Source organism: Bacillus sp. CH_48 (assembly GCF_038008465.1).
GTDB classification, from domain to species: domain Bacteria; phylum Bacillota; class Bacilli; order Bacillales; family Bacillaceae_G; genus Bacillus_A; species Bacillus_A thuringiensis_S.
Window position 1 is genome coordinate 3582718 of record NZ_JBBOZF010000001.1, and the last position, 13020, is coordinate 3595737.

The window sequence follows — 13020 nt, forward strand, 5'->3', positions numbered from 1 at the left end:
AGAAAAGAAAATGAAGACTATAAACGTATTTCATTACGACGCATTTACGAATAAACCAAATAAGGGAAATCCAGCAGGTATTGTATTAGAAGCAGATGGATTAACGGAAGAGAAAATGCAAATTATTGCTGAAAAAGTTGGATATAACGAAACAACTTTTGTTCTTTCTTCAGAAGTAGGAGATATAAGAATGCGTTATTTTACACCTGGTTTTGAAATGGATTTATGTGGTCATGGGACAGTAGGGACGATATATGCCTTGCGCGAAAAAGGTTTATTAGAAGAGAAAAGTAACCTTACGATTGAAACGAAGGCTCGGATTTTACCGATACAAATAGGTGTAAATAAAAATGGAGAAACCTTTATTAAAATGAGACAGGCAGCACCTCAGTTTAAAGAATTTACAGGTTCAAAAGAAAAATTAGCTCATAGTATTGGTTTAGAAATAAATGATTTAGATGTAAGTTTACCGATTGTATATGGAAGTACTGGTAATTGGACTGTAATTGTACCGATTAAAAATCTTAATGCATGCGAGAGAATGAAACCTAATAATGCTGCATTTCCATCAGTATTAAAAGAAATACCTAATGCTTCTATTCACCCAATTTGTCTAGAAACTTATGATGAACTAGCACAAATGCACGGCCGTCATTTTTCATCAGCTTACGCTGGGACGATTGAAGATCCAGTGACAGGAACAGCTTCAGGTGTAATGGGAGCGTATTATGCGGAGTATTTAGAGAAAGATTTTGAACATGAATTGGATTTAATCGTTGAGTAAGGACAGGAAATAAATAAAGATGGTCGTGTAACTGTTTATGTAACGAAAGAGATAGAAAACGAGAAGTTACAAATAGATATTGCTGGAACAGCGGTGTATGTGAAAGAGTTTGAAGTTTCAATATAAAGTGAAACTTTAATCAGTGGGGGTTTTACTGCCCGGTGAATAGCAAGATAAAAAAGAAAGCCCGGAATACATCCGGACTTTCATTATCTGTTCAATACTTCAATGTACGAAGCATTTCCGGTTGTTCTTAAAGCGGAGCGGAAATTATTATTTTCTAACGCCACAGCAACTTGTTGTAACTGCTGTGCATCATCATGATGGATAAGTAAGCTGTCAGCACCGCTTTCTTCTATATGAATGTGTTCGACATTTCCGATAGCATCATGTACAGCTTTTAAAAATTCAGGTTTCATGGTGTCCTCCTATATGTATGTAACGTTGTTATTTAGTATTTCCTTATTTTTGAAATATAAAAGTAAATGAAAGGAGAAATAAAATGAATATAACGCAGTTTAACGAACAGATAACATCATTATTTGAAGAGCATCTTCACAAATATGGCGATGATGAATATGGTTTTACTCATATAAGTAAAGATGAATTTCACAAAATCGGTTACACAACAAATCTGACATTAGAGACGATTGAAGAAGCGTATAAAAATGGAGTCGATATGATAGTTACACATCATGCGCCGTGGAGTTTTTTATTTGGTATGGAAAAGGCTTGTATTGAGAAATTGAAGCAATATGAAATGAATCATTTTTGGATTCATTTGCCGTTAGATTTTGTAAAGTTTGGCACGTGTACGTCGTTATTTAACGGAATTGGGATAGATACAATACTAGAATATTCCACGTATGAGGAAGAAGAACTACCGGGAATAGGAGAATATAAAGAAGCGATTCCTTTTTCAAACTTAGTTGGAAAACTGGAAGAAAAAATGGAAGAGAAAGTGAAGAGCTGGAGAAATCATGATAAACCAGTAAAACGGATTGCGATTTTAACCGGTGCAGGAAACAATACAAATTTAATTGAACGTGCATTAGAAAAAGGATGTGACACGTACATAACAGGTGAAAAAACATTATATACAGTGCAACATGCGAAATTTAAAGGGATTAATTTAATTGTAGGCAGTCATACTTTTACAGAAGTGTTTGGTGTAGAAAGTTTGGCTCATAAATTACAAGACAGAGACCCGGCAATAGAAATTATTAGAGTATATGAAGAGCATTTAGAGTGATGAAATCACATCACATTACCATAAATGGAATGAAATATATGATGGAATATTGAAGAAAGCCATTGTAATAAAATAAAATTGTTGTTTGCTATATTAGGATGGTTGGCAGGATTCCCCTCACGTTTGTCAAATAATAGTAAAGTTGTCTTTTAAATTAAGGGAATCTTCCGAATTAAAGGGTGAGAGAATGGAAATTTCAATAATCACTGCACAACTAATTAAGGAAAAAGTTATTTCACATTATCCAAATAGCGTAAAAGCATTAAACGGGGGAACGACAAGTACTGTATATTTGTTGGATGAACAATACGTTGTAAAGTTGAATGAATCGGATGTCATACGTGAAGCAGCTTATTTTCTTCAGTTTTATAAAAAGGACGAATTATTTCCAAAGCTTTTATATAAGGAACCTTTAAATCGCTATATTGTTTACTCATTCCTTGAGGGCACAACGTCTTGCAAACTAGGCCATAAACGGAGTGTTCTTTGTAAACTTGTAAAGGAAGTTATCAATAAGTATGAAGTGGCTACAGAGGTTGATGGCTGGGGATGGAAAGAAAATCTGCTTCAATCTTGGAGTGAATTTTTAACAACAAATGTGATAGAAGCTCATGAAAATGTAAGACGTTACATAAGTGAAGAAGAGTATAGAACGGTTCTTAATTTAGCAAATAGGGATGCTGGAATAAATCAGCCATTTTTATTGCATGGTGATCTTGGATTTCATAACTTTATATTTAAAGAGAATAAACTGCACGGTGTAATTGATCCTTTACCAGTGTTAGGAGATCCTATATACGATTTAATTTACGCGTTTTGTTCAACTCCGGAAAATTTAACAAAAGAAACAATTAATTATGCGATGAAACAGTGTGTATTTCATAAAAAAGACTGTGATTTATATGAAGAAATAGTCATAGGATTATATTTACGTATAGACACATGTTTAAGACACCACCCGAAAGATTTAGAAGATTATTTAATAGCTTGGCGTTATTGGATGGGTGAAATTAAGCCGGCTTTATAGCACAAATATTTTTGGGGGAGATAGTGAAATGAATGTTGCAGAAGCGAAAAAGGATTTAGCAATAAAAACGAAGAGAGGCTTACCGATTATATTAGCCGGCGTTTTATTTTGGATAGTTATGAGTATAACGGGATTTGTTCTTTCTGAAAAACAAGTGGTGTGGGTATATTTAATCGGTATGGGCTGTGTGTTTCCTTTTGGCTTAATGATAGCTGCTATATTGAAAATTGATATGTTTGCGAAAGGAAATCCGTTAGGGGTTTTGGCAGGCTTAATTGGTGGGATAAATGTATTGAATATTCCACTTGTATTACTTGCCTATTTTCAATTTCCAGAATGGTTACCTTTTGTAGTAGCGATGTTAATAGGTGTTCAGTTTATTCCGTACGTATGGATTTATGAAAGTAAAAGTTATGGTTTATTGTCAGTAGGGACTGTATTTGTAACGTCAGTTTGTGGGATTCTTTTTGCAGAAAAAGGATTTATTGTAATTCCATTATCGGTTACAGTTGTCTATTTACTTACTTTTATAAGTTTGTTAATTGAAAATAAAAAAGCAGATCATTATCAACAAAAGTCAGCTTAATAAAGAAATAGGGATAGGGGGAATTATTATGGAAAATTTCGTTTGTACAACGTGTGGTGTGCAGTATGCAGCGAGTGTAGAAGAACCGGTGAGTTGTCATATTTGTGATGAAGAGAGGCAATATGTTAACCAAAAAGGACAATCTTGGACGACACTAGAAAGCTTACAAACAGGTGATACATATAAAAATGAAATAATCGAAGAGGAAAATGGACTTTATAGTATTACGACAAAACCAGGATTTGCGATCGGTCAAACTGCATTTATAGTGAAAACAGAGTCATATCGTTTACTATGGGACTGTATTACGTATTTAGATGAAACGACAATTGAGAAGATAAAAGAGCTTGGTGGATTAGATGCAATTGCATTGTCTCATCCGCATTATTATTCAACGCAGGTAGAATGGGCGGAGACATTTGATGTACCAATTTATATACATGAAGATGATAAAGAGTGGGTAATGCGCCCGAGTAGTCGTATTATTTACTGGTCTGGAGAGTCATTACAATTAGCTGATGGATTAGTCATTCATCGTTTAGGGGGACATTTTAAAGGTGGATCTGTCTTACATTGGGAAGAAGGTAATGATGGAAAAGGGATTTTGTTAACAGGTGATATTATTCAAGTTGTAGCGGATGAAAGGTGGGTAAGCTTCATGTACAGCTATCCAAACTTAATTCCACTACCAGCGAGAAAAGTGGAAGAAATGGTGAATCGAGTGAAGCCGTTACAGTTTAATCGTTTATACAACGCTTTTCATCGAGTAGTAAAAGAAAATGCAAATGAGGCAGTTGAACGTTCTGCTGAAAGATATATAAAAGCAATAGAAGGAAAGTTGTTTCATACGTAAAAGGAGAATAGCTTAATGAAAACGTTAGTATGCTTTGGAGATAGTATTACAGCTGATGAAACATTTTTTAATGGAATGCCGAGATTAACACCACGTTTGCAAGAGGTGTTTCCGAACTGGAAAATAGTGAATGCAGGTATTCCAGGTGATAATACATTTGATGCGTTAAATAGAATTGAAGAAGATGTAATATCATATAAACCAGATTTCGTAACAGTTTTTCTTGGTACGAATGATGCAGTCCCTTTTTCTCAAGTGTCATTACAAGCATATAAAGAAAACTTAGAGAAGATTGTGAACCAAATTTCATCAAATAAAGTACTACTGATTAGTCCTGCACCAGTTGATGAAGAAAGACAGCATAACAGAACAAATAGAGTACTTGGTCAGTATGCAGACGTGGTGGAGGAAGTGGCGAGGGAAACAGGAAGTTATTTTCTAAACGTATTCGCTGAAATGATTCAAGAACGGGATTATAAAAGATTTGTAGAAAATGATGAAAAAGATGGATTACACTTTGGACCAGAAGGTTATGAGTATGTAGCGAAGTTAATTGGTGAAAAGTTAAAAGGGATTTTATAAGGAGCAAAGCACTTAGTGTTTTGCTTTTTCTTATTTCTTTCGCAGTCCATAAACTTATTGATTGCTGTAATTTGGACAAACGTTTTGCATTTGTATGTGCGTAAAAGGCTAGTACTGTTTTAAAGTAATATAAATTTATTTTTTAAAATTTATATTTCGTAGTTGAAAATCAACAAAGGTGTAACTATAATAGTTACAGTAAGTTCGTTGTTTTGAAATGTACACATTGAATTACAAGAATGAAGGGAGTTTTTATGTAAATCAAAAAGTTATAAAAATCTATTAATTTTTATAATGAGATAAAATGTTTTTTTGTTCGTACAAATTATTAAATATGTTATTTCTAATAGAAAACTAGAGGTGGAAAAATGAAAAATTTTAAGGGTATGTTGATATCATCACTTGCAATTACATCTTTTGCTGGGGTAGGTACGACATTTGTAACAAATACAGTACATGCTGCTAATAACGATTCTAGTAAAATACAAGTTCGTTCTAATAAGAGTATAAACACAACAACTGGCTCGAGAGGGCCTGTATTATCAGTCAATCCTTATGATGAACCTAGATTTTCGAGACAGGGATATCTTGAAGAGGCACCTTTAGGAATTAATGCTCCTTATGCTTGGGGAATTAAAGGAGGAAATGGTCAGGGAGCAACTTTTGTAGATTTGGAAGAAGGCTGGTTATTAAATCATGAAGATTTAGTCGGTCAAAATATTGAATTTATGTCTGGAAAAATGAGTAATGATCTTTCTCACGGTACTTCAGTTCTAGGTGTTGTTTCTGCAGCTGATAATGGAATTGGGAACATTGGGATTGCACCAAAAGCAAAGGCAAAAGTAATTTCAGTGATCCGAGATAATGGGAGAATCGATGTAAGAGATGCTATTTTAAGTGCCGTAGATTCTTTACAGGCTGGAGATGTTTTATTAATTGAAGAATCCTTTAAATATGATGGATATGGAGATGACCCTTTACCAGTCGAAGTGTATCCTAGTATATTTAACGCAATTCGCAAAGGTACAGATAAAGGCATTATTATTGTAGAAGCAGCTGGTAATGGTGGGATTGATTTAGATGAATTTAAAGACCGTAATGGTAAACAGATTTTAAATCGAAATAGTCCAGACTTTAAAGATTCAGGATCTATTATAGTTGGAGCATCTACTGCAAGAGTTCCTCATAAACGTTTAGCTTTCTCTAACTATGGTAGTAGAATTGATGTATATGGTTGGGGAGAATATGTTGATACATTAGATACATATCAAAATCAAAATAGTAAAGGACAAAAAGTTACAGATCAGAACATAATTAATCGTTATACTTCTAATTTCCGTGGTACTTCTAGCGCTTCGCCTATAATTGCTGGGGCTGCTGTATCGATTCAAGGGATTGCTAAAGAACATTTAGGTAAGGCATATACACCAAAAGAATTGAGAGCAATTTTAAGTAATCCTAATACAGGCACAAAGTCTAATAACCCATCATCTGATAAAATAGGGGTTTTACCAGATTTAAAAGCGATTTTGTCTAACCTTGGATTTCATAGTGATTTGACTACCAATGATCCTATGGTATTTCCAGATAACGTAGAAAAAAATGAAGGAAAAGAAAATTCAACTTTCGTATTTCCAGGTGAAGAAACAAAAAGAACAGGTGATAAAAATTCAACTGTAACCTTCCCAGAAGAAGATTTAAAACAGGAGGAAAAAGAAGAGGGATTAATTGTTTTTCCTGATTAATAAAAAAATACTACCTTCCATTTGGAGGTAGTATTTTTTATTTCTTGTCAATAACAAGCAGGCATGAAATTTGTATTTGTTTATCTTTCATAATGAACTTAACCACAAAATCGAATATTTGACTGTTAATTTACTTTTTCGTCTCAATCAATTATATGAATTAATCTAGAAATGCTTGCTGCAATGCTTTCAGTCCATCACTGTAAATGCCATGAAACAGATTAATTGCCTCTTCATCACTAACTTCAACAGGAGTGAACGTACCAGACCACTCTACTAACGATGTGTTACTTTCAGTACCTTCTTTAACCTGGATTGTAGATAAATAATTAGTGACTGGGAACGGTGCATTCATGATTGAATACGTGTAGTAGCGCTCTTTATCATTGAATACTTCTAATCGTTCTATAATTGTATCGCCATCTGGATTAGCTAGATGACGTACACGACCGCCTTCAGTTAATTTACTGCTAGGTATATAAGGTAACCAGTCTGGAAGGGAGTTGAAACCTCCGATTAATTGCCATACTTGTTCCGGTGAAGAAAAAATTTCCATAGATGTAGTAGTATGTGCCATATTCATTACGCTCCTTTTCATCCCGGTATTTACGGGTAAATAATCAGTGGGGGATGCTCCCACTGATTAAAGTTTCATTATTATTTTACGTTGATTGGTAGTGGTGCATTAGGTGCTACTAGTTTTTGTTCGCGCATTTCTTCCCAGAATGCTGCTGGAATTACTGTATTTAAGGCGTTTTGGTCTTCTACAATTCGTTCCGGTTTACTTGCACCAGGAACAACGGCAGCAACTGCTGGATTTGCTAGTGAAAATTGTAATGCAGCAGCTTTGATGCTGATGTCGTGACGATCTGCAAGAGCTTTGATTTTCTCAACCTTTGCAATAATTTCTGGCGATGCTTTTTGATATTCGAAGTGAGCGCCTCCAGCAAGAATACCTGAGCTATATGGGCCACCAACAACAATATCCATATTATGCTTTACAGCTGCAGGCATTACTCGTTGCAATGCACGTTCGTGGTCTAATAATGAATAGCGACCAGCTAGTAAGGATATATTTGGTTTCGCTTCTTCTAAATCAAGCATAAGTTCAATTGATTCTACTTTGTTTACTCCAAGCCCCCAGCCCTTAATAACTCCTTCTTCACGTAAACGTGTTAGCGCACGGAATGCTCCTGTTCGAGCTGTTTCAAATTGTGAAATCCACTCATCACCATAAAAGTCTTGTGCTAAATCATGAATGAAAACAAAGTCTAGACGATCTGTTTTTAAACGTTTCAAACTTTGCTCGATAGAACGAAGTGTTGCATCTGCGCTATAGTCATTGATCATTTTATTTTTGCGACCAAATTCGAAAAGTCCGCCTTTTTCACCTAAATCACGTGCAGATGGATCTTCTAGTTCATCTGAAATCGTTCGACCTACTTTGGTGCTTAAAAAGTAATCATCACGATTTCTTTTTGACAGTGCTTCACCAAGACGGATTTCCGCTAATCCAGATCCATAAAGTGGAGCTGTATCAAAGTAACGAACGCCATTCTCCCAAGCAGCATCCACTGTAGCGATTGCTTCTTCCTCTGGGATATTACGGTACATATTTCCTAGTGGTGCTGTACCAAACCCGATTTTTTCTTTTAGTAATTTACTCATTATAGATATCCTCCTAAAATATATTTGAAAATTATTTATTCATTGTGAATGGATGTGAAAATGAAAACATGTCATTTCATCGTCTGACAAAATGTATGATAAAAATACTCACTTTAAAGTACAGGTAATTTCTAATACTTCATGACTTACTCAACTCTTACAAATGCTATTATGAAATGTATTTTACATAATGAAAAGTACGTACTTTAAAGTGATATAGATACTAAAAAGTAATACAGGTACTTTTTGGTGCCGTACTACTCATCTGCTGTTTACGTATGCTATTATGAAACATGTTTAACACAATAAAAAGTACGTACTTTAAGGTGCTATAGATACTTAAAAGTAATATTTAAATATTTTAGCTTATTTGTCTTATAAAATTATTAAAGGAGATTTTTATATGAAAACATACAATATTCCTGTAGAGGCAACTTTAGAGGTTATCGGTGGAAAGTAGAAAGTAGTTATCCTTTGTCATTTAAAGAAAGACAAAAAGAGAACGTGCGAGTTAAAACAATTAATGTCTGGTATTACACAAATATAGTAAAGAAGTAGGGATGAAAATCGAAATGGTTTCTATCCCTACTTTTTCATTTTATATACAAATTAAGAACTAAAACTATATACTTTCAAAAAGTAAACTATATAATAAATGTAGAAACGAAAATTTATGAGCAAGGAAGTTGAAAAATATGACATTAACAATGGGCTTTATTGGATTTGGAAAGTCAGCTAACCGCTATCACTTACCTTATGTAAACACACGTAATAATATAAAAATAAAAACGATTTTTGTACGTCAAATAAATGAAAAATTAGCGGCTCCATATAAGGAAAAAGGTGTTTACTTCACTACTGATTTGGACGAATTGTTGAATGACAAGGAAATTCAAGTCGTGACGATCTGTACGCCAGCACATACGCATTATGAATTAGCAAAAAAAGTTATACTAGCTGGAAAATCAGTTATCGTTGAAAAACCATTTTGCGATACAGTGGAACATGCGAAAGAATTATTAGCTTTAGGACGAGAAAAAGGTGTAGTAGTTATGCCTTATCAAAACCGCCGTTTTGATGGTGATTTTTTAGCTGTGAAGCAAGTAATTGAACAAGGGTTCCTTGGTGATATTATTGAGATTGAATCACATATTGATTATTTCCGTCCTGGTTCAATCACTCATGAAGCTCCAAAAGAAGAAGGTTCATTTTACAGTTTAGGTATTCATACGATGGACCGTATGATTTCACTATTCGGCCGTCCAGATACGGTGACATACGATATTCGTAATAATGAAATGGAAGGTGCGGTTGATAACTATTTCGATGTTGGTTTACATTACGGAAATCAGTTGAAGATTAAGCTGAAAACGAACCATGTCGTAGCAAAAGATTATCCACGCTTTATCGTTCATGGAACAAATGGATCATTTATTAAATATGGTGAAGATCAGCAGGAAAATGATTTGAAAGCGGGTGTTATGCCTGAGAGTGTAGGGTTTGGTGAAGATTCACCGATGTACTATGGAGTTGCTAAGTATCGTAATGCAAATGGTGACTGGATTGAAAAACAAATTAAAACGCCACTTGGTGATTACGGTCGTTTCTATGATGCCGCGTATGAAACAATTATAAATGGTGCACCAAAACTTGTGAAAGACGAAGAAGCGGTAACGAATATTGAAATCTTAGAAAATGGATTTGCTTCCCCATCACCTTCAGTTTACAAACTTGAGGCTTTACATTTGAATGAATAGAAGAGAGTTTGCAGTATAAAGGAGGTATGGAAATGGCAAGCGGATCAACACAAGTAAAATACCTCGGCATTTATCAAAAGATTAAACAGCAAATTTTAGACGGTGAATATAAAATCAACGAAAAAATTCCGAGTAGCCCCGTCCTTGCTGAAGAATTTGGTGTTTCAGCCCTTACTATTAAGAAAGCGCTGGATCTATTAGTTAGAGACGGCTACATTATCCGCCGGCGCGGAAGTGGAACAGTGGTGCAAGATTGGCGTCAACAGGAAAAGGCACGAATGATTCAAACTTTAACGGGTACGAAAGCTGTATACGGCAGTGAGGTAGAAAGTCAAATTATCGAGTTTGCGATTGTTGGGGCTGATGAAGTAGTTGCTGAGAAATTGGGAGTTTCAATCGGTGATTTCGTCTATAAAATCATTCGCCTCCGCATCATTCACAGCATTCCGACGATTATGGAGCATACATGGATGCCAATTTCGGTTATCCCAGGTGTTGAGGCTTCTGTTTTAGAGGAGTCGATATACTCACATATTCAAAATAAACTTGGTCTTGAAGTAGGGACATCTGTTGTCAGGGTTAAAGGAATTCGCCCAGATGATAGGGAAAAGCAGTTTATGAACTTAACAAATCAGGATTTCCTAATGCGAGTTGAACAAGTAGCTTATTTAACGGATGGACGAACTTTTGAATATTCTTATGCAGATCATCTACCCGAAACCTTTGAGTTTGAAACAGTCATTACTGCAAAAAATTATAAAGAGACATAAAAACCGGTTGAGGCAAGTATTGTCTCAACCTATTTTTATGTCTTCTACAGTTATTATTCATCTGCTGTAATCAGCATGGATGTGTTCCCGGTTTTTTCAAGATGAACTTCTCCCCAGGAACAGAGGGAATCAAGTATAGCTCCTAAAGACGAACCGTAATCCGTTAAAGAGTACTCTACTTTTGGTGGTACTTGGTCATATACTTTCCTTTGAATTACACCATCTTCTTCTAGTTCCCGTAATTGTTGGGTTAACATTTTTTGCGTAATACCAGGCATTAAACGTTTTAATTCACTCGTTCTTTTTGTTCCTTTTTTTAAATGACAAAGGATAACAACCTTCCACTTTCCACCAATAACTTCTAAAGTCGCTTCTACAGGAATATTGTATGTCTTCATAAAAAAACTCCTTTGATGAATTTAGATTACAGTTGTGAGCCTACATCCGTTGCAATACTAAAATTATTTCTTTTTAGTACCTATAACACTTTAAAGTGCGTACTATTTATTGTGCTAAATATCGGTCATAATAACCGATGTAAGAGAGAAATAAGCAGAATGGCACTTGAAAATGCATATGTTACTTTTTAGTACCTATAACACTTTAAAGTACGTACTTTTTATTAGGATGAATATAATCCATAATAGCACTTGTAAGCAAGAAATGCGTGAAATGTGCTTTGAAGGAGCCATCATGCTATGGGGAATTTTACATGAGAATAATTTGTTGTGTTATTAAAATTAATCCAAGACTTAACAGTTGATTAATTGAACTGTAAAGTTTAAAATTACAGTAAGATTTTTAAAAGTGAGTTGTTAACGTCTGTAAAATGTAGCATGAATAATAGCGATAAATGAAACATTGCTGAATAATTAACATTATGTGAATTTGATTCTAAACTGTAATTTTTTTTAATACATTTCAATAAGCGATATTTAAAATGTACGTTTAATAATATTAAAGGAGAGAGTTAAATATGGTAATTCTATATACAACAGCAAGCTGTGCTTCATGCCGAAAAGCGAAAGCATGGCTTGAAGAGCATCAAATTGATTATATTGAAAAAAACATCGTATCAAATTCTATGACAGTTGATGAGCTTAAATCGATTCTTCGTTTAACTGAAGAGGGGGCTACTGAAATTATTTCAACTAGATCGAAAACTTTTCAGGACTTAAATACAAATATTGATGAGCTCTCGCTAAATGAATTTTATACATTAATAATTGAGCATCCATTAATGTTGCGTCGCCCGATTATGCTGGACGAAAAAAGATTGCAAATTGGTTTTAACGAAGAAGAAATTCGTAAATTTTTACCACGTAGCGTCCGAACATTTTTAAACATTGAACTGCAAAAGCTGGCTAATTAATAAGTAATATTTTTTAGGGGAAGTGGTATAAAAGGAGGAAGCAGAAAATGATAGAAGTATGTGTTACAGTCAATTATAACGATAGAAATTATCAAACAAATGTTATTGTAAGTAAAGATACGATATGGACAAAAATTAAACAATTGGCAGAAGAACAAGTGAAGAAACAATGGAGTCTTTAATGTATTTTTAACTTAAAAAGCTAAAGTGAGTTATGGAATCTATTTCTTTATGCTAAGAGTGGTTCTTATTATATTTTAACGTCTGGCTAACCTATCTGTAATATTTATCCTTTCCGGCAAGAAGACCCCATCTGATTTGGGTTACGGTTGAAACCCAACAATTCAGGTGGAGATGAATTGCCGTCAGAAGATAGGCTGAACGCTTTTGTTTCTTTTGTCTTACGATATAATCTGCCCTAGGTAAGGAGGGGATATATCGTAGGACAACTAAATTAGATAAGGATAATCATAATCATTTGGATACTTGGACCAAAAGGAATTACGATGAAGACCATGTTCACATTTTGTTCCGTTCTAAATATTGATTTGTCAAAAGTAATTAACAGTTACAAAAATATTTCTTTCCTAAGAAAAAACACGATTTTAGGAAAGAAATAATTGT

Annotated in this window: 14 protein-coding genes and 3 pseudogenes; 13 read left to right on the forward strand and 4 right to left on the reverse strand. The window is 34.4% G+C overall.

Annotated features, from left to right (window positions below; genetic code table 11):
• Positions 1-10: 10 nt before the first annotated feature.
• A pseudogene (locus N2V92_RS18000) lies at positions 11-910 on the forward strand (PhzF family phenazine biosynthesis isomerase).
• A gap of 83 nt (positions 911-993) precedes the next feature.
• Here N2V92_RS18000 and N2V92_RS18005 read toward each other — a convergent pair.
• Positions 994-1203: a hypothetical protein gene (locus tag N2V92_RS18005; protein ID WP_000801655.1), complete on the reverse strand. Its 210-nt coding sequence runs from the start codon at positions 1201-1203 to the stop codon at positions 994-996.
• Between the two features lie 83 nt (positions 1204-1286).
• Here N2V92_RS18005 and N2V92_RS18010 point away from each other — a divergent pair, with 83 nt between their 5' ends.
• The 6 genes from N2V92_RS18010 (at position 1287) to N2V92_RS18035 (ending at position 6829) form a co-directional block, all read left to right on the forward strand.
• Positions 1287-2036: a Nif3-like dinuclear metal center hexameric protein gene (locus N2V92_RS18010; protein ID WP_001027990.1), complete on the forward strand. Its 750-nt coding sequence runs from the start codon at positions 1287-1289 to the stop codon at positions 2034-2036.
• 187 nt (positions 2037-2223) lie between these two features.
• Positions 2224-3063, forward strand: a complete 840-nt coding sequence (locus N2V92_RS18015) for an aminoglycoside phosphotransferase family protein (RefSeq protein ID WP_016077432.1) — start codon at positions 2224-2226, stop codon at positions 3061-3063.
• 28 nt (positions 3064-3091) lie between these two features.
• A complete protein-coding gene (locus N2V92_RS18020; RefSeq protein WP_016077433.1) occupies positions 3092-3649 on the forward strand; it encodes a DUF7010 family protein in 558 nt (185 codons plus the stop codon).
• A gap of 28 nt (positions 3650-3677) precedes the next feature.
• Positions 3678-4502, forward strand: a complete 825-nt coding sequence (locus N2V92_RS18025; RefSeq protein WP_016077434.1) for an MBL fold metallo-hydrolase — start codon at positions 3678-3680, stop codon at positions 4500-4502.
• A gap of 15 nt (positions 4503-4517) precedes the next feature.
• Entirely contained in the window at positions 4518-5084 is a 567-nt protein-coding gene (locus N2V92_RS18030) for an SGNH/GDSL hydrolase family protein (RefSeq protein ID WP_000855216.1), read from the forward strand.
• A gap of 368 nt (positions 5085-5452) precedes the next feature.
• The gene (locus tag N2V92_RS18035) at positions 5453-6829 is read left to right on the forward strand and encodes a S8 family peptidase (RefSeq protein WP_016077435.1); all 1377 of its coding nucleotides are present in this window, start codon (positions 5453-5455) and stop codon (positions 6827-6829) included.
• Between the two features lie 160 nt (positions 6830-6989).
• Here the strand turns inward: N2V92_RS18035 and N2V92_RS18040 are convergent, their stop codons facing one another.
• Both N2V92_RS18040 and N2V92_RS18045 read right to left on the reverse strand, forming a co-directional pair.
• Positions 6990-7406 carry an SRPBCC family protein gene (locus tag N2V92_RS18040; RefSeq protein WP_000951538.1) on the reverse strand — a complete coding sequence of 139 codons (417 nt, stop codon included), beginning with the start codon at positions 7404-7406 and terminating at the stop codon, positions 6990-6992.
• Positions 7407-7486: 80 nt separating this feature from the next.
• Positions 7487-8497 carry an aldo/keto reductase gene (locus N2V92_RS18045; protein ID WP_000040529.1) on the reverse strand — a complete coding sequence of 337 codons (1011 nt, stop codon included), beginning with the start codon at positions 8495-8497 and terminating at the stop codon, positions 7487-7489.
• A gap of 403 nt (positions 8498-8900) precedes the next feature.
• Here N2V92_RS18045 and N2V92_RS18050 point away from each other — a divergent pair.
• The 3 genes and pseudogenes from N2V92_RS18050 to N2V92_RS18060 all read left to right on the forward strand — a co-directional run.
• Positions 8901-9038 (forward strand): annotated as a pseudogene (locus N2V92_RS18050) (winged helix-turn-helix transcriptional regulator); the annotation flags it as partial.
• Positions 9039-9192: 154 nt separating this feature from the next.
• Positions 9193-10254: an oxidoreductase gene (locus N2V92_RS18055; protein ID WP_000176638.1), complete on the forward strand. Its 1062-nt coding sequence runs from the start codon at positions 9193-9195 to the stop codon at positions 10252-10254.
• 32 nt (positions 10255-10286) lie between these two features.
• Positions 10287-11024: a GntR family transcriptional regulator gene (locus N2V92_RS18060; RefSeq protein ID WP_000146283.1), complete on the forward strand. Its 738-nt coding sequence runs from the start codon at positions 10287-10289 to the stop codon at positions 11022-11024.
• 53 nt (positions 11025-11077) lie between these two features.
• Here the strand turns inward: N2V92_RS18060 and N2V92_RS18065 are convergent, their stop codons facing one another.
• Positions 11078-11422, reverse strand: a complete 345-nt coding sequence (locus tag N2V92_RS18065) for a winged helix-turn-helix transcriptional regulator (protein ID WP_000860831.1) — start codon at positions 11420-11422, stop codon at positions 11078-11080.
• Between the two features lie 578 nt (positions 11423-12000).
• Between N2V92_RS18065 and spxA the strand changes: the two genes are divergently transcribed.
• The 3 genes and pseudogenes from spxA to N2V92_RS30035 form a co-directional block, all read left to right on the forward strand.
• Entirely contained in the window at positions 12001-12396 is a 396-nt protein-coding gene (gene spxA / locus N2V92_RS18070; protein ID WP_000236191.1) for a transcriptional regulator SpxA, read from the forward strand.
• 47 nt (positions 12397-12443) lie between these two features.
• Positions 12444-12578 carry a BA3454 family stress response protein gene (locus N2V92_RS18075; RefSeq protein ID WP_000573531.1) on the forward strand — a complete coding sequence of 45 codons (135 nt, stop codon included), beginning with the start codon at positions 12444-12446 and terminating at the stop codon, positions 12576-12578.
• A 317-nt stretch (positions 12579-12895) separates the two neighbouring features.
• Positions 12896-12980 (forward strand): annotated as a pseudogene (locus N2V92_RS30035) (transposase); the annotation flags it as partial.
• Positions 12981-13020 lie beyond the last annotated feature (40 nt).